The 19,707-nt window shown below is 70.0% G+C and carries 14 protein-coding genes and 1 pseudogene; 3 read left to right on the top strand and 12 right to left on the bottom strand.

Features of this window, described 5'->3' with window-relative positions; genetic code table 11:
• Window positions 1-23: 23 nt before the first annotated feature.
• The 4 genes from H9L17_RS08660 to H9L17_RS08645 all read right to left on the bottom strand — a co-directional run bounded on the left by H9L17_RS08660 (window position 24) and on the right by H9L17_RS08645 (window position 3,147).
• Complete coding sequence (locus H9L17_RS08660; RefSeq protein ID WP_187569075.1) at window positions 24-1,673, bottom strand: acyl-CoA dehydrogenase family protein; 1,650 nt, start codon at window positions 1,671-1,673, stop codon at window positions 24-26.
• 31 nt (window positions 1,674-1,704) lie between these two features.
• Entirely contained in the window at window positions 1,705-2,259 is a 555-nt protein-coding gene (locus H9L17_RS08655) for a YdeI/OmpD-associated family protein (RefSeq protein ID WP_187569074.1), read from the bottom strand.
• A gap of 7 nt (window positions 2,260-2,266) precedes the next feature.
• Entirely contained in the window at window positions 2,267-2,530 is a 264-nt protein-coding gene (locus H9L17_RS08650) for a DUF2789 domain-containing protein (RefSeq protein WP_187569073.1), read from the bottom strand.
• 71 nt (window positions 2,531-2,601) lie between these two features.
• Window positions 2,602-3,147 carry a YgjP-like metallopeptidase domain-containing protein gene (locus H9L17_RS08645; protein ID WP_187569072.1) on the bottom strand — a complete coding sequence of 182 codons (546 nt, stop codon included), beginning with the start codon at window positions 3,145-3,147 and terminating at the stop codon, window positions 2,602-2,604.
• A 29-nt stretch (window positions 3,148-3,176) separates the two neighbouring features.
• On the opposite strand from H9L17_RS08645, the gene H9L17_RS08640 reads away from it, so the two are divergent.
• The gene (locus H9L17_RS08640) at window positions 3,177-3,719 is read left to right on the top strand and encodes a DUF2058 domain-containing protein (protein ID WP_187569071.1); all 543 of its coding nucleotides are present in this window, start codon (window positions 3,177-3,179) and stop codon (window positions 3,717-3,719) included.
• A gap of 7 nt (window positions 3,720-3,726) precedes the next feature.
• On the opposite strand, the gene H9L17_RS08635 is transcribed toward H9L17_RS08640, so the two are convergent.
• From H9L17_RS08635 to H9L17_RS08625, 3 genes are read right to left on the bottom strand one after another with little or no spacing between them, the layout of a single operon-like run.
• Window positions 3,727-4,143 carry a VOC family protein gene (locus H9L17_RS08635; protein WP_187569070.1) on the bottom strand — a complete coding sequence of 139 codons (417 nt, stop codon included), beginning with the start codon at window positions 4,141-4,143 and terminating at the stop codon, window positions 3,727-3,729.
• Window positions 4,140-4,610, bottom strand: coding sequence for a helix-turn-helix transcriptional regulator (locus H9L17_RS08630; RefSeq protein WP_187569069.1), 471 nt, complete (start codon window positions 4,608-4,610; stop codon window positions 4,140-4,142). Before H9L17_RS08630 ends, H9L17_RS08635 begins: the two co-directional genes overlap by 4 nt.
• A gap of 9 nt (window positions 4,611-4,619) precedes the next feature.
• Entirely contained in the window at window positions 4,620-6,047 is a 1,428-nt protein-coding gene (locus H9L17_RS08625) for an MATE family efflux transporter (protein ID WP_187569068.1), read from the bottom strand.
• A 167-nt stretch (window positions 6,048-6,214) separates the two neighbouring features.
• On the opposite strand from H9L17_RS08625, the gene H9L17_RS08620 reads away from it, so the two are divergent.
• Entirely contained in the window at window positions 6,215-6,916 is a 702-nt protein-coding gene (locus H9L17_RS08620) for a class I SAM-dependent methyltransferase (protein ID WP_223158037.1), read from the top strand.
• 25 nt (window positions 6,917-6,941) lie between these two features.
• On the opposite strand, the gene H9L17_RS08615 is transcribed toward H9L17_RS08620, so the two are convergent.
• Together H9L17_RS08615 and H9L17_RS08610 are read right to left on the bottom strand one after the other, a co-directional pair.
• Window positions 6,942-8,207, bottom strand: a complete 1,266-nt coding sequence (locus H9L17_RS08615; RefSeq protein WP_187569067.1) for a phospholipase D-like domain-containing protein — start codon at window positions 8,205-8,207, stop codon at window positions 6,942-6,944.
• Window positions 8,208-8,311: 104 nt separating this feature from the next.
• Entirely contained in the window at window positions 8,312-8,686 is a 375-nt protein-coding gene (locus H9L17_RS08610; protein WP_187569066.1) for a YciI family protein, read from the bottom strand.
• Between the two features lie 402 nt (window positions 8,687-9,088).
• Here H9L17_RS08610 and H9L17_RS08605 point away from each other — a divergent pair, with 402 nt between their 5' ends.
• A complete protein-coding gene (locus H9L17_RS08605; RefSeq protein ID WP_187569065.1) occupies window positions 9,089-10,441 on the top strand; it encodes a hypothetical protein in 1,353 nt (450 codons plus the stop codon).
• On the opposite strand, the pseudogene recD reads toward H9L17_RS08605, so the two are convergent.
• From recD to recC, 3 genes and pseudogenes are all read right to left on the bottom strand, one after another.
• Window positions 10,434-12,506: pseudogene (recD, locus tag H9L17_RS08600) on the bottom strand (exodeoxyribonuclease V subunit alpha). The gene H9L17_RS08605 and the pseudogene recD overlap by 8 nt on opposite strands.
• Window positions 12,503-16,156, bottom strand: coding sequence for an exodeoxyribonuclease V subunit beta (gene recB / locus H9L17_RS08595; protein WP_187569064.1), 3,654 nt, complete (start codon window positions 16,154-16,156; stop codon window positions 12,503-12,505). The pseudogene recD and the gene recB overlap by 4 nt, the downstream one beginning before the upstream one ends.
• The gene (recC, locus tag H9L17_RS08590; protein ID WP_187569063.1) at window positions 16,153-19,476 is read right to left on the bottom strand and encodes an exodeoxyribonuclease V subunit gamma; all 3,324 of its coding nucleotides are present in this window, start codon (window positions 19,474-19,476) and stop codon (window positions 16,153-16,155) included. The genes recB and recC overlap by 4 nt, the downstream gene beginning before the upstream one ends.
• Between the last annotated feature and the right edge of the window lie 231 nt (window positions 19,477-19,707).

Raw genomic sequence — 19,707 nt, 5'->3', positions numbered from 1 at the left:
AGGTCATGCCGGCGAACGCGGATTCAGGCGGAGGCGGCGACGCGGGCGAGAGCGGCATCGGCGTCGATGCCCGCCGGCAGGCCGCCGTAGGTGGCCGCACGCGCTTCGCCCAGCCGCGCCGCGCACCAGTCATGCGCCAGCGGATGGCGCGCGCGCAGCAGGGTCGCGCCTTGCAGCAGCAGCGCCAGCCGTTCGACGAAGGCGCGCGCGCCGGCTTCGTCCGCGCCCGCATCCAGCATCGCGAGGCCCACCCGCAGCGCCGCGTCGAACTGCGCATTGATGCCGGCCGCGGCCTGCCACTCGGCGCGCAGCGCGTCGCCCGTTTCCGGCTCGCGCGCCAGCGCGCGCAGCACGTCCAGGCACTGGATGTTGCCGCAGCCTTCCCAGATCGAATTGAGCGGCGCCTGCCGGTACAGGCGCGGCAGCAGCGTCTCCTCGATGTAGCCGATGCCGCCCAGGCATTCCTGCGCCTCGTTGACGAAGCCCGGCGCGCGCTTGCAGATCCAGTACTTGCCGATGGCGGTGGCGATCCGCGCCAGCGCCGCGTCCCGCGGATCGTGCGGCGCGCGGTCCACCGCGCCGGCCACGCGCAGCGCCAGCGCGGTGGCGGCTTCCGACTCCAATGCGAGATCGACCAGCACACTGCGCATCAGCGGCTGCTCGATCAGGTGCCTGCCGAACGCGCTGCGATGGCGCGCGTGGTGCAGCGCCTGCCGCAGCGCCATCCGCATCAGCCCAGCCGAGCCGAGCATGCAGTCCAGCCGGGTCAGCATCACCATCTGCAGGATGGTGGCGACGCCGCGGCCTTCCTCGCCGATGCGGTGCGCCCAGGCGCCCTCGAACTCGACCTCGCTCGACGCGTTCGACCAGTCGCCCAGCTTGTCCTTCAGCCGCATCAGCCGCAGCGCGTTCTTGTCGCCATCGGGCCGCCAGCGCGGCAGCAGGAAACAGCTCAAGCCGCCGGGTGCCTGCGCCAGCACGAGGAAGGCGTCGGACATCGGCGCGGAGAAAAACCATTTGTGCCCGACCAGCGCATATTCGCCGTCCGCCGCCAGCGGCGTGGCGCGGGTGGTGTTGGCGCGCACGTCGCTGCCGCCCTGCTTCTCGGTCATCCCCATGCCGAGGGTGACGCCGCGCTTGTGCGCCATCGGCACGTCGCGGCCGTCGTAGTCGAACGCGCAGGCCTTGTCCGCCCATTCGCGCAACGCCGGCGCCTGCCGCAGCACCGGCGCCGCCGCGTGGGTCATGGTCAGCGGACAGCTGCTGCCGGGTTCGGCCTGGTAGTGCAGGTAGCTCAGCGCCGCGCGCGCGACGTGCGCGCCGGGCAGCGGCTGCGCCCCGGACAGTGAGTGCGCCCACGACAGGCCGGCCACGCCGTGTGAAATCGCCGCGTCCATCACCGCGTGCCAGGCGGCGTTGAACTCGACGCGATCGAGGCGGCGGCCGTAGGCATCGTGCGTCTTCAGGCGCGGGCGGTCGCGGTGCGCGTCGTCGGCCAGGCGCAGCAGTTCGCCGCCGGCCAATGCGCCGTAGGTCGCGAGGCGCGCGGAAAATCCGTCGCCGCCTTCGCGCGCCACCGCTTCGCGCAGGCCGGGGTCATCCGCCCACAGGTCGAACGGGCCGGGCGGCGGCGGCTGGTTGTCGACGGCGTGGGTGGCGAACGGCGCCTGCATCGGACTGCCTCGCTGTGCGTTGGCTGCGAGGCTACTCCTCCGACGCGGCGTCCGGCGCGCAGATGCCCTTGCCGTAGATGCCGGACCGGTCGAAACAGCAGATCCGGCGCTTGCCGGCGGCCAGCATGTCGCAGGCGTTGCGGATGCGGCGCGCGCGGGTGTCGGCCTGCTTCGCCGTGCCCAGCCACTTGATGAAATCGCGCCGCGCCGCCGGCGTGATCGCCTTCCACTGCGCCAGCGCGGCGGGCGCATCGGCCAGCGCCTTGCGCAGGTCGGGCGGCACGACGGGCTCAGGCTCCTTGGCCGCCGGCGCGAGTTCCAGCATCACCGAGTCGCCGGCCTCGACGCCCGCCGCTTCCCGCAGCGCGCGCGGCACCTTCAGCCAGTGGCCGCCTTCGCCGTCGGGCTCCAGCATCGCGGTGAAGGCGTGGCCGTCGAGCGTGCCGTCCACGCCGACCATCCCGCGGGATGGCAGCTTCGCGCTGGCCGCCTGCGGCAGGCGCAGGAAACGCCAGCTGGCGTTCTTCGGATTGGCCGGTTTCAGCAAAGCGGCCTTGCAGCGAACGGCAAAGGCGCGCGCGGCCATCGGCGGATCAGTTTTCCGCCGCCACGCGCGCGGCCACCGCATCCGCGTGCAGCGCCTCGTTCAACTCGTCCACCACGATCGCCCAGTCGGCGTCCTCGCGCCATTCCTCGCGGATGAACTGGCGCTGGCCGTCGCTCCAGAACGGCGCTTCCGAGACCAGCACCGCCTCGGGCAGCTGGTGGTCGCGGATGAAGGCGGCGATGTCGTCCTTGCCCTCCGGCAGGCCCAGCTGGAGGAACAGGTTGGTCATGCTGGATTCGGTGGTGTCCATGCGGGTTTCCTTGATGTGGGACGCGCCCAGTATCCGCGGTGCGGCGTCAATGCGGCATCGCAGCCGCGAGCCTAACCGGGCGGCTGACCGGCTTCGCGAGCAGTCAGGTATAGCCGCAGGTCGAGTTCGAGTTGGTGATAGTCCGACTCGATGTGCGTGCACAGCTGGTAGAACGCCTTGTCGTGCTCGGGCTCGCGCAGGTGCGCCAGCTCATGCACCGTGATCATCCGCAAGAAGGCTGCGGGCGCATCCCGGAACACCGAGGCGATGCGGATCTCGCGGCTGGCCTTGAGGCGCCCGCCGTGCACGCGCGAGATGCTGGTGTGCGTGCCCAGCGCGTGCCGCACCACGTGCAGCTTGCCGTCGTAAAGCACCTTGCCCAACGGCACCGCCTTGCGCATGTGGCGCTCCTTGAGCGCCTGCACGTACTCGTACAGCTGGCCGTCGTTGCGCACCGCATGCGGCTCCGGGTATTTCGCACCCAGCATCGGGCCCAACCGGCCCTGTTTCAGCAGCGTCCGGGCCTGCGCCTGCAAGGAGGCGGGATAGCCGGCAAGGTACTTGAGCGGACGCGTGGACACGGTGCGGGCGGATCCGGCGGGGACGGCCGGTATCATGCCTACGATTCCAGGCAATACAGCGCGCGATGGCGAAGACGAACCCGCTCCAGGACCAACTTATCAAGGCCGGCCTAGCCAAGAAGTCCAAGGTCGCGGCCGTTGCGCGCGAGCAGCTCAAGCAGGCCAAGGCCGGCGCCGGTCCCAGCGAGATCGCACGGGACGCCGAACGCGCGCGCGCCGAGAAGGTGGAGCGCGACCGTGCCCTGGAGGCCGAGCGCAAGGCGCAGGCCCGCGCCGCCGAACTGCGTGCGCAGGCGCGCCAGATCATCCGCGACAAGCAGCTGCCTCGCAGCGGCGAGGGCGAATACCGCTTCGATGCCGATGGCGCTATCCGCACCTTGCTGGTGGACGACGATCAGCGCCGCAAGCTCGCGTCCGGCGCGGTGGTGATCGTCCGCTTCGGCGACGGCTACACGCTGCTGCCGCGCCCGGCCGGCCTACAAGTGCGTGAGCGCGATGCCGACTGCATCGTGCTCGACCACGGCCTGGCCACCGACACCACGTCCGACGCGTCCGACGACGACGCCTACTACGCGCAATTCCAGGTGCCCGACGACCTGATGTGGTGATACCCGATCAGGTGTCCGCCGCCCGCGCCTCGATCATCTTCCAGCCGTTGCCGGACGGATCGCGGAAGCCCGCGTCCACCGCGCCGTAGCGTTCCACCGGTTCCTGGGTGAACTCCACGCCGGCATCGCGCATGCGCGCGTACGCGGCGCGGCAGTCGTCCACCGCCAGCACCAGCGGCGGCATCGCGCCCTTGGCCACGGCCTCGCGCAGCGCCTGTGCGGTGGCAGCGTCGTGCATCGGCGGGCCGGGCAGGAACAGGCCCAGCTGGAATGCCGGCTGCGCCGGGTGCCGCACGGTCAGCCAGCGGTAGTCGCCGTTGCGCGCGTCGGTATGCGCCTGGAAGCCGAGCTTGTCGACGTAGAACGCCAGCGCCTCGTCCTGGTCCCGCACGTACACGCCCATTGTCGCGATGCCCTGCATCATGTCGCCTCCTTCGATTGGTGCGCCATCCTCGCCGCCGCCTGCGCCCGCCGCTTCTCCGAAACTGCTGTCTTCAGGTCGGGCCTGCGCACCGCGCGCGCCACGCACTCGGGCACCGGCATGGGCAGCGCGGCCTGCTCGCGCTCGCGCAGGTCGCCCGGATTGCGGCCAGTGATGTCGCGGAACACCCGACCGAACGTGCCCAGGCTCTGCCAGCCGGTGCGGTAGGCGATCTCGGTCACCGGCAGGCCGGTGTCGCGCAGCAGCGCCGCCGCGCGCTCGATCCGCCGCGCCAGCAGGTAGCGATGCGGCGGCAGCCCGAATGCCTGCTTGAACGAGCGCGCGAAATGCGCCGCCGACACCGCGCTCACCTGCGCCAGCCGCGCCACCGACCACGCCTCGTGCGAAGCCGCGTCCATTCGGTCCTTGGCTCGCAACAGGCGGCGCAGCAGCTGAGGGGATTGCGGCATGGCGCGCCGCTACACCTGCACCGTCTTCCACCGCCCGCGGCTGAACAACCACAAGGTGAACAGACCCACCGACGTTTCCGACACGAACACCGCCCAGAACACGCCGCGATGACCCAGTTGCAGGTGCAGCGCCAGCAGCCAGGCCAGCGGGATCTGGATCAGCCAGAAGAACACGACGTTGATCCAGGTCGGCGTGGCGGTGTCGCCTGCCCCGTTGAAGGCTTGCACGCTGACCATCCACCAGCCGTACACGAACAGCGAATACGACAGGATGCGCAGCCACTCGGCGCCGATCGCCACCACCTGCGCATCGCCGCTGAAGAAACCGACCAGCTCGCGCGGCAGCAGGAAGAACAGCACTGCGATGCAGATCAGGTAGCCCATGTTGTAGCGGCCGATCTGCCAGACCGCGGCTTCGGCGCGGCCGGCCTGCTGCGCGCCGAGGTTCTGGCCGACCAGCGTCGCGGCAGCGTTGGACATGCCCCAGGCCGGCATCATCGTGAACATCATCACCCGGATCGCGATGGTGGCGCCGGCCACCGCCTCGCTGCCGATGCTGGCGAGGATGCGCATCAGGAAGATCCACGAGGTCATCGCCACGATCATCTGGCCGACGCCGCCCAGCGAGGTACGCACGATCTGCCAGGCCACGCCCGCGCGCCACGCCAGCTGCGCCGCGCCCACGCGGATGTGCTTGCCGCCGTGGAACAGGATCCACAGCTGCAGCAGCACGCCGACGCCGCGGCCGGCGGTGGTGGCGATGGCCGCGCCCTCCACGCCGAACGCCGGCACCGGGCCCCAGCCGAAGATCAGCAGCGGGTCCAGCAGGATGTTCAGGCCGTTGGCCACCCACAGCACGCGCATGGCGATGGCGGCGTCGCCGGCGCCGCGGAAGATCGCGTTGATCACGAACAGCAGCAGGATCACCACGTTGCCGCCCAGCATCCACCGCATGTAGCCGACGCCGTGTTCGAGCGTCCACGCATCCGCGCCCATCAGCGCCAGCAGCTCGCGCGCCCACACGACGCCGGCGACGGCGAAAGGCACCGAAGCCAGCACCGCGATCCACAGCGCCTGCGCGGCGGTGACCGAGGCCTCCTCCGACGCGCCTTCGCCCACCCGGCGCGCCACCAGCGCGGTGATGCCCATCGCCAGGCCCATCGCGATGGAATAGAGCAGGAACAGGTAGCTCTCGGTCAGCCCGACCGTGGCCACCGCCGACGGCCCGAGCTTCGACACGAAGAAGATGTCCACCACCGCGAAGGTGGATTCCAGCACCAGCTCCAGCACCATCGGCACCGCCAGCAGGAACACCGCGCGGCGCAGCGGGATGCGCGTGTAGTCGGCGCTGGTGCCGCGGACGGCGTCGCGCAGGCCCGCCCAGAGCGATTCCGGCGGCGCGGCGGCGGGGGTGTCGGACGAAGGCGTCGGCTGCATGGAAGGCTCCCGTGGTGTGGCGATCCTACCTGCGACGGATGACGGGACGCGGAATCGACACCGGGGACGCGAATGCGGTCAGGAAATGCGGCGGGCGTCTGTCCGCTCTACCACACGCTCGGGGCTATTGACGTCTTCTGTATCGTGGAATCGACGACCTTGCGGACATGTCCATGGACCAGCAGCAGCTAGACGCCCTCTTCGACCAGCAGGCCGCGGGCTACGACACGCAATGGGCGCGGATGGCGCCGATCCGCGAGAGCCTGCACTTCCTGCTGGAAACCGTGTTCGCCGACCTGCCCGAAGAGGCACGGCTGCTCTGCGTGGGCGCCGGCACCGGCGCCGAGATCGCGCACCTGGCGCGGCGCTTCCCGCGCTGGCGCTTCCTGGCGCTCGATCCGTCCGCGCAGATGATCGCGGCCTGCCGGGCGCGCGCCGAACGCGAGGGCTACGCGGATCGCTGCGAGTTCCATGCCGGGCTGCTGGACTCGCTGCCGGACGCCGCCGCGTTCGACGGCGCCACCTGCTTCCTGGTGTCGCAGTTCCTGCTCGATCCCGCCGCGCGCACCGCCTTCTTCGCCGGCATCGCCCGCCGCCTGCACCCAGGCGGCACGCTGGCTTGGGCCGACCTCGCCTGGGACACCGCCGCTCCCGACTATCCGGCGATGCTGCGCCTGTGGCTGCGCACCATGTCCGGCGCCGGCCTGGACGCGGAGGCGATCGAGCGGATGCGCGCGGCCTACGCGCGCGACGTCGCGATCCTGCCGCCGGAGCGGGTCGCTGCCCTGGTGGCCGGTGCCGGCTTCGACGCGCCGCTGCGCTTCCACCAGGCGGGGATGATCCACGGATGGTGCGCGCGGCGGACATGACGCTTCCGCACTGCGCGCGGATGGCTCAGAGCTGCGAGCGGATCGGCAGGACGAACTTCTCCACCAGCTTCTCGCGCAGCGGCCGGTGCCGCCACATCGCATGGGTGTAGCGAACCGTCGGCTTCAGGTCGGCCTCGAACACCTCGGTCATCCGCGCGGCGAAGCCGGCGTCGTACACGTTGAGGCTGGCCTCGTCGTTGAGCTGGAAGCTGCGCACGTCGAAGTTGGTCGAACCCACCGACGCCATCAGCCCGTCCACGATCAGCAGCTTGTTGTGCATCATCGTGGGCTGGTACTCGTGGATCTCCACGCCAGCCTCCAGCAGCTCGCCCCATTGCGCCTTGGACGCCAGCCGCACGGTGTCCGAGTCGATGTGCTTGCCGGGTACCACCACGCGCACGCGCACGCCGCGCTGGCGGGCGGCCAGCAGCGCCTTGATGATCAGCGGATCGGGCACGAAGTAGGCGGCCTCCAGGTCGATGCTGCGCTCCGACGCCGCGATCGCCATCAGGTACATCAGGTGCATCGATTCGCTGCCGCCCGCCGGCGAGGCCACGAACACGTGCGCGTCCATCCCGCCCACCTGCTGCTGCGGCGGAAAATACGCCTCGCCGTTCAGCACCACGCCGGTGGTCTTGATCCAGTTGTCGTTGAACGCCGCCTGCATCTGCGCCACCACCGGCCCTTCGATGCGGAAATGCATGTCGCGCCAGTGCTCGGCATCCTGCGCATGCCCGGACCACAGGTCGGCGATGCCCACCCCGCCGGTGAAGCCGACCTTGCCGTCCACCACCAGCAGCTTGCGGTGGGTGCGATTGTTGAGCCGGCCCAGGTTGTACCAGCGCAGCGGCCGGTACTGGTGCAGCTCCACGCCGGCCGCGCGCATCCGCTCGATCAGCGCGTTCTCCATCTTGATGCTGCCCACCCAGTCCACCATCACCTTCACCGCCACGCCATCGCGCGCACGCTCGGACAGCGCGTCGGCGAACGCACGCCCGACCTCGCCCGACCAGTAGATGTAGGTTTCGAAGGTGATGGTGCGGCGCGCGGCGCGGATGGCCTGCAGCATCGCCGGGAAAATCTCGTCGCCGTTCTCGAGGTCGGCCACCGTATTGCCCGGCACGATGCCCGGCCCCAGCAGCACGCCCATCTCGCGGCGGAACTGCGGGTCGGCGACCGCATAGCGATGCTCGATCTTTCGTTCAAGTGCCTTGTCCGGCGTCTTGAAGTTCATCGCCACGGTCACCGCCAGCACGGTCAGCAACACGGTGGCAATGACGATCCAGCTCACGGACTTGCGGCTCCAGCGGCGCGGCATTGGCTCGGTTCGGTTGGCGCGAATGCGGCGGACAGGATGGGCGCGGGTTGTTCAGGATGGCGTGAACGCCCGCCGCGCTAGCCCGCGGCCAGATAGAACTCCAGCGGGATCAGCTCCACCGCCCATCCGCCCGCTTCGCCGATCTGCGCGGCCGGATGCATCGACGCGATGCGCAGCGCCTCGTCCTCGCTGTCCGCCTCGATGATGAACAGCCCGCCCACCACTTCCTTGCTTTCGGTGTGGGGCCCATCGGTGATGCGGGTCTTGCCGCCGTCCGGACGCAGCGTCCGCCAGCGCTCCAGATCGCCCAGCGACGCGGATACCCGCACCTTGCCGGTGGCGCGCATCTTCTCGTCCAGCGCAGGGCATTGGCCCACCAGCGCCTTGACGTCCTCCGGCGCCATCGCGGCGAACTTGTCGGGGGTGAAGTAGGCGAGGCCGAGGTATTTCATGGGGTGCTCCGGGGTGGTGGGATGCCTTGGCAACGATGCAAGGTGGGGCGAATCGACATTGGATGGTCGACTCTGACCCGGGTTTTTCCATGGCTGCGATGTACCCATCGGGGCGAAAAGGGGACGGAGGGAATTAAGACGCCTGAATCCCCTCCGTCCCCTTTTGCTTTGTCCCTGACACCGCTTTATTCGCACCTTTTCCGTCGTTGACTGTCGACCTCGACGGGTCTAGGCTGATGAAGCCTCGAAAGAGGCGCGCTTGCCGGATGGCAGGCAGTCCCGGATGGGACAACGGATGAAGCTCGACTGAGAAGTCGGCTGGTCGATATCAGTGCAACGCATTGCGTCTCCTGCCGGCTCCTTGTTCCGAGTTTCGTATTCACGAAACCGCAAGGAGTTCAAATGAAAAGTCATACCGTAATCCTGAAGTTCGATGAAGCTTGCCGTAGCGAGCGCTACAGCCTGCAACGCATCGAAGGAACCATCACTGCCGACAGCATGATCCGCCTTATTGATATTGCGGACTTGCATGCGAATCCGCGTGAAGCAAAGGTCGGCTCGGTCACTGAAGCGATCACTGAGACGCTGGAAACGTCTACTGACTTGTTTCCCTTCAAATCGAAGGGAATTCTGATTGCATCGGCCAACTGCCGCGAGCTGGAGCGCAGTCGCTTCGAACTTTCGTTCGGAGACGAAGACATCGAAGGTGTCCTTGATGGCGGGCACAACATGCTCGCGATTGCCCTTTTCATCATTCGTCAGGCTCTTGGCGAGAAAGAAGCCAAGAAGGCACTGCGCTCTGTCAGGCGCTGGGAAGAGGTTTCCCCTGTTTGGACGAAGTACAGGAGCGAGATCGAGGACGTAAAGAAGGATCTCGGGTTCTTCGTGCCTACGGAGATCATCTTTCCGAAGGATTCGGCCGAGGGTCGCGACGCGTACGAAGGTGCAATTCTCGAGATTGCCCAGGCCCGCAACAACAATGCCCAGCTGACTGAAGAGACCAAGGCCAACAAGGCAGGGCACTACGACGCATTGCGTGATGCATTGGATCGCCCTCTTGTCGAAGAGGTCGAGTGGAAGACCAATGACGGCGGCCGGATCAAGGCTCGCGACCTTGTCGCGTTGACCTGGGTTCCCCTTTCGGTGCTTCCCGAGAGCCTTGGACTGTCTGAGGTCAACTCGTTCAATCCGGTGAACATTTACCGGAACAAGGGCTACTGCGTAAACGCGTTCAACCTTCTGATGCAGCGAGATGAAGTGAGTCAGAAAACTAAGGGCGACATCCGTGAATTAACCAACCCGGCTGTAAAGAGCGCTATCAAGATCATGAGGGAGATCCCTGAGCTCTTTGACTACGTCTACACCAGCTTCCCGGACGCCTACAACGACGCTTCTCCGGGCTTCGGCCGAATCTCTAGCGTGAGGATTTTTGAGCCTGGGAAGTACAACGCACGCGAGAAAAAATACTTGGCCGCTCCTCCTAAGACCAAGTTTTATCAGCGCGATACTAAGTTCGATTTCCCGGAAGGTTTTATTGCCCCAGTCGTCTGGGCATTGCGAGAACTACTGGAGTTCAAAGAAGGGGCTGTGGCCTGGAGGACCGATCCCAAGAAGTTCCTCGACGCAAATCTCCGGAAGTTCATGCAGGTCTACCACGGCTTTATCGCCATGGCGAATTACGATCCGCAGAAGGTTGGCAAGACAAACTCTACTTATCAGCTGGCGTGCAACGACTTCAAGGCACGTCTCAAGTAATGGCAACTTTGACTACAGGGCCTCTTGGCCCTGTAGTCACCTTTCTAGGAGCGGAATCAGATTCCGTTCCCCAACCTCCACCCCAACCCCGACACCCGTCCCGCATGCCGCGCCAACGCTGCAGCAATCACGTCCACGCTCCCTGCGATATGCAACGTTGTCCGCGCGCGGGTCAGGCCGGTGTAAAGCAGTTCGCGGCTGAGCACGCGGGCATCCGCGCGCGGTAGTTGCAACCACACTTCGTCGAACTCGCTGCCCTGCGCCTTGTGCACGGTCATGGCGAAGGCGCTCTCGTGCGTGGGCAGCGCGGCGGGGTGGAACGCGCGCGCGCCGTCGCCGCCGGGGAACCATGCCAGCAGCGCGCCGTGTTCGTCGGGCAGGCAGACGCCCACATCGCCGTTGAACAGGCCGTGGCGATAGCTGTTCTCGGTGATGAGCAGCAGGCGGCCGGGGAACCACGCGGGCGGGCTGCCGATGCGGCGGCCGGAGAGTTGCGCTTCGATGCGGGCGTTGAGGCCGCGCGCACCCTGCGGGCCGTCGCGCAGGGCGGTGAGCAGGCGCAGGTGGTTGGCTTGGGCGAGGGCTTCGGCGGGATCGGCGCTGGCGGCGAGGCGGCGGAAATGCGCCAACAGGTCGAGACCACGTGCGGCCAGCGGGTCGTCCGCGCCTTCGTGGAAGTGGACGTTGGAGAGGGTGCCGCCACACAGCAGGGCGAGGGTTGCGTCGGCGTCGCCGCGACGCACGGCGTCGGCCAGCGGGGCGAGGTCGAGGGTGTCGCTTTGGCGCCAGCCGCGGTGGAGGTGGATGCGGTGGCCTTGGAGGCTTTGCCGTTGTTCCTGTGGTTCATCGCTTCCGCGAAAACGATTCGCTTCCGACGGACGTATGGCAGTGCCATCCAGCGTCTCCTGCGGTTCTCCCGCCAAGAGCGAAGACGCTGGACTTCCGCCTTCGCGGGAGTGACGGGCGGAAGCCTCGCCGAGCAACGATTGCAACGCTTCGGCGTCCTCGTCCAACAGCGTCTCGCCGTCGCCCGCCACGCGCAGGATGCTGGCCAGCACGTCGCCGGCTTCCACCGAGGGCAGCTGGTCGGGGTCGCCCAGCAGGATGAGTTGGGCGCCGTCGGGTACGGCTTCGGCCAGCTTGCACATCAGCGGCAGGTCCACCATCGAGGCTTCGTCCACCACCACGATGTCGAACGGCAGCGGGTTGTCCGCGTGGTGGCGGAAGCGCGGCGACTCGGGGATGACGCCGAGCAGGCGGTGCAGGGTGCTGGCGCCGTCCGGCAGCGCGGCGAGCAGGGCGGGGTCGATGCCGAGCGCGTCCATCTGCCGCGCGGCGCGACGCAGGCTTTCGGCCATGCGGTCGGCGGCACGGCCGGTGGGGGCAGCCAGGGCGATGCGCGGCGGCGGGTGGCCGGCCTGCAACGCCTGCGCGATGCGCAGCACCAGCAGTCGCGCGATCGTGGTGGTCTTGCCGGTGCCGGGCCGCCGGTCACCAACAGCAGGTTGCGGCGCAGGGCGAGTGCGGCAGCGCGGGCTTGGGCGTCGTCGGCAGAGGTCTGCGCAAGAGCGCCCTCGTCCGTCCTGCGGGCACCTTCTCCCGCAAGTGTGGGAAGGAGCGCTTCGCGGGGAAAAAGCGCTGCGAACAGCGGGGCGATGGGGGCGATGTCGCTTTCGATGCGCGGCGCGGCGATGGCGCGCAGGCGCAGCGCCAGCCGGCGTTCGTATTCGCGGTAGCGGCGCAGATAGAGCAGGCCATGCTCGAAGACCAGTGGCGCGACGTCGGACTGCGCGTCCTTTGATCCCGGGGTGGCGATGAAGGGCGATGCCGCCAGCGACTGCATCCACGCCTCGGCTTCCGGCCACGGCAGGTCGGCATCGACCAAGAGGCGCGGTTGCGCGGGGTCGAAGCCGGCGTGGCCCTGCGCCACCGCCAGCGAGGCCAGCGCGGCGGCGGCCAGCACGACGTCCGGCGTATCCGGAGCGAGGCGGCGCAGGGTGTTCGCCAGCGCGTCGTCCAGCGTGCGCAGCGCGCCGATGCGGTTGAGTTCGCGGAGAAGATTCATGCTTGAACCTCCTTCGGTTTTGCCGAACCCTCACCCCAACCCCTCTCCCGAGGGGAGAGGGGCTTTTCGGAGCCGAACAATGCGTCAAGCTCGTGCACCAACTCGGGCGCGAAGCGCTGCGCGTGGATGCCGGGCGACGCGGCAACGCCGGCGTCGAGGCCGCGGCAGAACAGGTAACGGATGCCGCCGAAGTCGCGCGCGTAGTCGTAGCCGTCGCCCAGCCGGAAGCGCAGCCAGCGGTGCAGGGCGAGGGTGTAGATCAGCGCCTGCAGGTCGTATTCGCTGTGCGCCATCGCGCGCTGCAGCGATGCGGCGTCGTAGCCGGGCAGGCGGTTGGATTTGTAGTCCAGCACGTACCACTTGCCATCGACGCGGTAGGTCAGGTCGATCAGCCCGGTCATCAGCCCTTCCAGCCGCTGGCGCAGGCCGAAGCCGTGGCGGTCGCGCACCACGCCATGCGCGTGCAGCAGGTCGAGCAGGGCGTCCACGCGGGTGGGTTGCAGGGCGAACTGGAACTCGATTTCCGGGCGGCGCTCGTCCACCGGCACGTTGCTCAGGCGCACGCCTTCGGGCAGCGCGACGGTGAGCGTGTGGCCGATCAGGCGCGTGGTCAGCGCGATGCCGTCCGCCATTGCGTCCTCGGCGTAGCCTTCCCCGCCCAGCGCGTCGGCGATGATGCCGGCCTGCTCGCCCGGCGCGGCATCACCGGCCTGCCAGCCGCGCCACGCGGCGAAGTCGGCATGTTCCAGCGCGGCGTGCAGGGCGACGCCGTAGCGGTTGCCGGCGAAGCGGGAGTCGAAGGCTTCGGTCTCGCCCGTCCCTTCGGCGAGATCGGGTTCGTCGTTGCCGCCAGGCGCGGGCAGGGTGGCGGCGCTGCTGGCATCGCCCGCTTCCGCCTTCGCCAGCTGGCTGAAGCTGTGCACCCACCAGTCGGCGTGCAGCGCGCGGGTGGCGGTGCGCGCGGGCGCGATGGCGGCTTCGGCGGCGAGCGGCAGGCGCGGCAGCTGTTCCGGCGGCGGCGTGGCGTCGATGATGACGCCAACGGCGGCGAGCGCGGCGGGATCGCCCAGCATCTTCGCCAGCGGCGTGCCGGCGTGCTGGTGGAACGGGCCGGTGGCGAGCCACAGCGCGTGCTTGGCGCGGGTCAGGCCGACGTAGAGCAGGCGCGCGTCCTCGGCGCGCTGTTCGGCCTTCCAGGCGTCGCAGGCGTCCTTCCATGCCGCATCGGGCAGGGTCTCGAATTTCCAGTGCAGGCGGCGACGCCCGCTGGCGCCGTCGTGCACCGCGCAGAGGTTGCCGGGCGCGCGTTCGCCGCCGCCGATGCCGACGAACGGCAGGAACACCAGCGGGTATTCCAGGCCCTTGCTCTTGTGCAGGGTGACGATCTGCACGCGGCGCGCGTCCGATTCCAGCCGCAGCTGCTGCGCTTCGTCGTCGGGATCGGCGTCGGCGATGCGCCGGCCCAGCCAGTCCACCAGTCCTTGCAGGCCGAGCGCCTGCGCCTGCGCTTCCTGCAGCAGTTCGGCCAGTTGCAGGTAATTGCTGATCCGGCGTTCGCCATCGAGCAGCGCCAGCAGGCGTTCGGCGTTGTCCGCGCACAGCTCGCCGACCAGCGCCAGCGGACCGCCGCCGCGCAGGCGGTCGCGCCAGTGCTGCGCCTGCAATTGCCAGCGGCGCTGGCGCTCGCCGTCGTGCTCCAGCGCGTCGATGCCGGCCGCGTCCACGCCGACCAGCACGGTGCCCAGCGCGGCGCGCAGGCGGCCCTCGTCGCCGCCGTGCAGCAGGGCCAGCAGCAGGACATGCAGGTCGCGCGCCTCAATGGTGGCGAACAGGCTCTGCTTGCCGGCCGCGACGGCGGGGATACCGGCCAGCGCCAGCGCCTGCTGCACCAGCGTCGCTTCGTTGTGCGAGCGCACCAGCACGGCGATGTCACCGGGCTGTACGGGCTCGCCGGCCAGCGTCGCCTTGCCGTGGCGCGCGGCGGTCAGCACGTCGTGGATCGCGGCCACGCAGGCCTGCGTGGCGAGTTCGCGCGAGCGCGGTGCGCTCCAGGCCTTCGGCTTGCCCTTGGCGTCGAACTCGCCGCTGTCCGGCGCGCGCCATACGGTCAACGCGGGAGCGACGGCGGCATCGCACAGGTAATCGGTATCGCTGCGTGCGTCGCCGGCGTCGAGCGGATGGAAGCGGATGCGCGCATCGACGAAGGCGTGCTCGCCGGCCTGCGCGTACAGCGCGTCGAGCGCCGCCAGCAGCAGCGGCCGCGAGCGGAAGTTGCGCGCCAGCGGCGGCGCACGCTTGGCGCGTTCGCCGGCGTCCAGATAGGTGTGCACGTCGCCGCCGCGGAAGCCGTAGATGGCCTGCTTGGGATCGCCGATCAGGAACAGCGACGGCGCGCCGCCATCGTGGCCGAACACGCGCGCGAAAATCGCCCACTGGTGCGCGTCGGTGTCCTGGAATTCGTCCACCAGCGCGACCGCGTACTGCGCGCGCAGGCGCTGCGCCAGCAGCTCGCCGTGCGGGCCGGCCAGCGCATCGGCCACCTGTTCGATCAGGTCGTCGTAGGTCTGCACGCGGCGCTGGCGCTTGAGCGTGGTCATGCGCGCCTGCGCGGCGGCGCGCAGTCGGTGCAGCAGGGCGGCGCGGCGGCGCGCGAGGTAGTCGGCGCGCGCCTGCACGGCGTCGAGGTAGGGCGGGATCAGCGCGCACAGCGGCGAGGCGGGCGTCTTGCCCTTGTGGGCGGCCTTGGTGCCTTTCTCCAGCGCTTCCGTCGTCAGTTTCTCCAGCTTGGGATGCGCTTCCGCGACGCTCGCCGCATCCGCCGCGAAACCGCAAAGCCAACCACGGAGATCGGCAAGCCACTCCTGGCGATAGCTGTTGCGGTTCATCACGTCCGCATCGATGGCGGCCGCCAACGCATCGAAGAACGCCTCGCCCTGCGCGTGGAACGCATCGGCCAGCGCCTGCCCCGCCGCCTGCACGCGCGGCAGCGGATCGGGTGGCAGCGGCGCGTCCGGCAGCAACAGCGGTTCGCGGCCCAGCAGCGCGCGCAGATCCTTCGCCAGCGCGCGGTAGCCCTGCGGCCACAGCGCCAGCAGGTCGTCGGCGTCCGCCGCGTCCTGCGCATGCGCGCGCCACAGGTCGGCGGCGACCTCCTCGCGCAGTTCGCGCTCGTTCGCCAGCAGCTCCGGCGCGTCGAAACCGTGGCCGGTGTCCAGCGCGTGTTCGCGCAATACGCGCGCGCAGAAGCCGTGGATGGTGAAGATCGCGGCCAGGTCGATGTCCACCACCGCCTGGCGCAGGCGGCGGCGCAGCGCGGCGTCGGATTCCTCGCCGCGTTGGCGGTGCGCGTGCAGCAGGGCGCGGGTCAGCGCCGCTTCCGCCGGTTCGTCGGCGCGCGGCGGCGCGTCGAGCAGGTCGAGGGTGAGCTGCAGGCGTTCGCGGATGCGCTTGCGCAGTTCCTGCGTGGCCGCTTCGGTGAAGGTCACCGCGAGGATCTGGCCGATGCGCAAACGGCGCTCCACCACCAATCGCGTGACCAGCGTGGCGAGGGTGTAGGTCTTGCCGGTGCCGGCGCTGGCTTCGACCAGCTGCACGCCGTCGAGCGGAACGCCCAGATAGGGATCGGGCAGATGCGGATCGGGCGCGCTCATGCGGCGTCCTCCGCGTCGTCGTCGGGTGCGTCGGCATCGCCGATGTCGATGGACGCGGGCGCGCCTTCCGTCACCGCGCCGTAGACGAGGCCGGCGACGCGGGCGAACTCGCGCAGCGAAGCCGCATCGGCGAACGGATCGCGCCCGCGCAGGGCGAGGCGCAGCGCTTCGCCGTCGCCTTCGGCCCAGCCGCCGTTGCCGGCGCCGCGCCATTTCTTCGCCGCCTCGCGCAGGCCGCGCGCCACGTCGTCGCGCTGGGCGAACAGCTCCCATGCGCAGTACGGCGCGAACGGCAGCGGCCGGCGCAATCCCTCGCCGCGCAACGCCAGCAGCGCGCGCAGGGCGTCGATGGCGACCTCGCGGGAAATCGCGTCGCGCGGATGCGGGCCGATGCCGCCGTCCTTGCGTTCCTGGAACTCGACGAACGGCGCGTCGAACCCGGCCGCGCAGGCCAGCAGCCAGTCGAGGCCGTCGCGGATCGCGTTGCGCCCGCCCGGCTTGCCGAACTGCAGCCGCGCGATGCCCTGCGGCCACACGTCATTGAGGCGGCCGTGCAGGCGCAGGCCGTCGATCGCGACCTCCAGCGGCTGCGAAACCGCCGCCGCATCGCCGCGCCAGCGCGCGAACGCGTCGGCGTACGGCGCGATGTCGCGCACCGCGCCTTCCAGCACGCGCCGACCCAGCGGGCCGGACGGCAGCTGTGCACGGGCGCGCAGCGTCGCCGCCATCGCATCGACGTCGCGGCCGGCCAGCAGCTGGTCGAACACCGCGCGTTGCAGCTGCGCGCGCTCCAATCCGCGCTCCGGCGCCTGCAAGGGTTCGATGTCCTCGGCCACGCCTTCGATGTCCGGCAGGCGTAGCTGCAGGCGCTGGCGCAGGAATTGTTCGGCCGGCGCCAACAGGAAGCGGCGCAAGGCGTCTAGCGAAAGCTCGCGCTCGGGTTCGCCGGACGCTGCCAGTTCGCTGCCGGCGTCCATCCATGGCGGCAACCTGCCGCGCGCGCCGGACAGGCGGCCGGCGGCCGGATGCCACTGGCGGCGGTAGCTGAAGCGGCGCGGATCGCCGTCGCCGCCGAACGCGGCGGGCGAGAACGGTTGCAGCGGATGCCGCAGCACCAGCTGCTTCCGCGCGCTGGCGGGATCGGCGTGCTGCGCGCCGGCGGCGGCCAGCAGCTCGGACACCAGCGCGGACGGTTCGCGCACGCTGCCGTCGCGCGGATCGGCGCCCAGCCAGCTCACGTAGAACACGTCCTGCGCGGCGGCGAACAGTTGCAGGAACAGGTAGCGGTCGTCGTCGCGGGTGCTGCGGTCGCCGGGGCGGCGGCGGTCGCTGCCGAGCTCGGCGGTCAGGCGGTTGAGGCCGGCGGCGGGATCGCGGCGCGGGAAGTCGCCGTCGTTCATGCCGAGCAGGCAGATGACGCGGAACGGCAGCAGCCGCATCGGCACCATCCGCGCGAAGCTGACGCCGCCGGTGAGCAGCGGCGCACGGGTGTCGGCGTCGCCCAGCACCTGCGCGAAGTGCGCGCGCACCGCTTCCACCGGCACGTCGCCGCTGAAGCCTGCGGCTTCCGCCTGTTTGGCGAACTCGTCGATCAGCTTGCGCAACCGTTCAAGCGCGCGCTGGGCGGAGGCCGAGGCCGGTGGTTTCGGCAGCAGCGCGTCGAGCAGGCGCAGCAGCGATTCGCGCCACTGCGCCGGCGGCATCGCCCGGCCGAACTGGCGTTCGCGGCGGGCCAACTCGCGCAGCAGCCGCAGCAGGCGGTCCAGCGCGTCCAGCGCGCCGCCTTCCAGCTCGCTCCACGGCGCGACGCCGGCGATGTCGTCGTCGCTGCCGCTGGCGTGGCCCAGCAGCAAGCGATCGAGCGCGAACTGCCAGGTGCAGGCGTCGTCGGCCGGCGCGCCCAGCCGCGCGCGGTGCGCGGCGTCCAGCCCCCAGCGCGCGCCGGCGGCGTGCAGCCAGCCGTGCAGGCGCTCGAAGGCGGCGGCGTCCAGGCCGGCCGCGTCGGCCAGCGGCGGGCTGGCGAGCAGGTCCAGCGTTTCCTCCAGCCCGAAGCGCGCCACCGGCAGCGCCAGCAGGCGCAGGAACACATCGGCCAGCGGTTCGTGCTGCAGCGGGCTGGCGTCGGCCACGGCATAGGGGATGGCGTCGCCGGGTGCGCCGAACACGGCGTCGAGGCAGGGCAGGTAGGGATCGATGTCGGGAGCGAGCACGGCGATGTCGCGCGGTTGCAGCGGCGGGTCGAAGCGCTCGTCTTCGAGCAGCGCGCGCAGGCGGTCGTGCAGCACCTGCAGTTCGCGCAGGCGGGTATGGCAGGCGTGGAATTGCAGGCTGGGATCGTCGAGATCGACGCCGGCACGCGGCGACGGCGGTGCGGCGCGACGGTGGAACAAATCGGCCTGCATGCGGTGCAGCAGGCTGTCGCCCGCGCCGCCCTGCGCCTGCTCGGGATCCACGCAGGCGTCGATTTCGCCCGAGGGCCGCACCGCGTCCTCGCTGCCGAGCAATGCCATGAAGTCGCGGCCGGCCGCGCCCCAGTCGCGCAGCAGCGGGTTCTCACCGGCATCGTCCGCGTCGTCCTGCGCGCCGCGCGCCTGCAGGTCGCCCCAGTAGCCGCGCGTCGGCGTCGGCAGGTAGAAGTGCAGCGTGCCGACACGCGCCTGGGTGGCGATCACCCGCAGCACGTCCGGCGAGACGTTGAGGATGGCGAAGGCGAACAGCCGCGCCGGCAGGCCGGCGGGCAGGGCGGCGCCGTCGTCGAAGCGGGCGAGGTACTGCTGGATGCGGCGGGCGCGATGCGCGCGGCCGCCGGCGACATGGCGCCACAGGATCGCCTGCGGGTCGTCGGGGTCGGCGCCGCCCTCCCAGCGCAGCAGCCAGTCGCGGCGCCACGCCTGGTATTTGCCGAACACGCCGGCCAGCTCGGCGGCCAGCGTCCACGGCCGGGCCGGATCATCGGCCACGTGCGCGGCGATCTGCGCCAGCGCCGGGTTCGCCAGCAGCGCGGGATCGGCCAGCGCGGCGTACAGGCGCCAGTGCAGGCCGGCGGCATCGAGGTCGTCTGGCGCCTTGCCAAGGTTGGCGTCCAGCGCGCGGGCGACGAATTCGCCGGGGGTGAGGAACTCGAGATTGGCGGCGATGCCGTGGCGCTGCGCCAGCGTCGCCTGCAGCCAGCGGCGCATCGCCACCTGCGGGATCAGCACGATGTCCGGCGCCAGCAGCGGCTGGCCGGGCGCGGGCCGGCGCAGCTCGTCGGCCAATAGCTCCGCCAGCACGTCCAGCGCGTTGGAGTGGTAGAGGCGGAAGTCGGAGGCGGCCGGCATCCGGGCATGATGCCGGAGCCATGTCTCATACAGTGCGCCTCATGCAGTGAGTCTCGGAAGCGAGACCGCGACCGGCGGGACGCTGCATTCCACGCCGCGATCCGGGCCGCCTGCACAAGCCCGGCCGGATGGGCGATAATTCCTGTACCAACCGGTTCAGTCGCTTCGTCCCTGTTCAGCCGAATCCACGCAAGCTGTGCGGCCTTGCGCCCACGCGCGCCGGATTCCGCT

This window comes from Thermomonas brevis (assembly GCF_014395425.1).
Taxonomy (GTDB): domain Bacteria; phylum Pseudomonadota; class Gammaproteobacteria; order Xanthomonadales; family Xanthomonadaceae; genus Thermomonas; species Thermomonas brevis.
This window is presented reverse-complemented; position numbering and strand designations above follow the sequence as displayed.

Coding starts and splice junctions, on each gene's coding strand:
- H9L17_RS08610 (WP_187569066.1), bottom strand. CDS start 8,686: ATGAAATACCTCGGCCTCGCCTACTTCACCCCCGACAAGTTCGCCGCG.
- recB (WP_187569064.1), bottom strand. CDS start 16,156: ATGAGCGCGCCCGATCCGCATCTGCCCGATCCCTATCTGGGCGTTCCG.
- H9L17_RS08620 (WP_223158037.1), top strand. CDS start 6,215: ATGTCCATGGACCAGCAGCAGCTAGACGCCCTCTTCGACCAGCAGGCC.
- H9L17_RS08630 (WP_187569069.1), bottom strand. CDS start 4,610: ATGCCGCAATCCCCTCAGCTGCTGCGCCGCCTGTTGCGAGCCAAGGAC.
- recC (WP_187569063.1), bottom strand. CDS start 19,476: ATGCCGGCCGCCTCCGACTTCCGCCTCTACCACTCCAACGCGCTGGAC.
- H9L17_RS08660 (WP_187569075.1), bottom strand. CDS start 1,673: ATGCAGGCGCCGTTCGCCACCCACGCCGTCGACAACCAGCCGCCGCCG.
- H9L17_RS08645 (WP_187569072.1), bottom strand. CDS start 3,147: ATGATACCGGCCGTCCCCGCCGGATCCGCCCGCACCGTGTCCACGCGT.
- H9L17_RS08635 (WP_187569070.1), bottom strand. CDS start 4,143: ATGATGCAGGGCATCGCGACAATGGGCGTGTACGTGCGGGACCAGGAC.
- H9L17_RS08605 (WP_187569065.1), top strand. CDS start 9,089: ATGAAAAGTCATACCGTAATCCTGAAGTTCGATGAAGCTTGCCGTAGC.
- H9L17_RS08625 (WP_187569068.1), bottom strand. CDS start 6,047: ATGCAGCCGACGCCTTCGTCCGACACCCCCGCCGCCGCGCCGCCGGAA.
- H9L17_RS08640 (WP_187569071.1), top strand. CDS start 3,177: ATGGCGAAGACGAACCCGCTCCAGGACCAACTTATCAAGGCCGGCCTA.
- H9L17_RS08655 (WP_187569074.1), bottom strand. CDS start 2,259: ATGGCCGCGCGCGCCTTTGCCGTTCGCTGCAAGGCCGCTTTGCTGAAA.
- H9L17_RS08650 (WP_187569073.1), bottom strand. CDS start 2,530: ATGGACACCACCGAATCCAGCATGACCAACCTGTTCCTCCAGCTGGGC.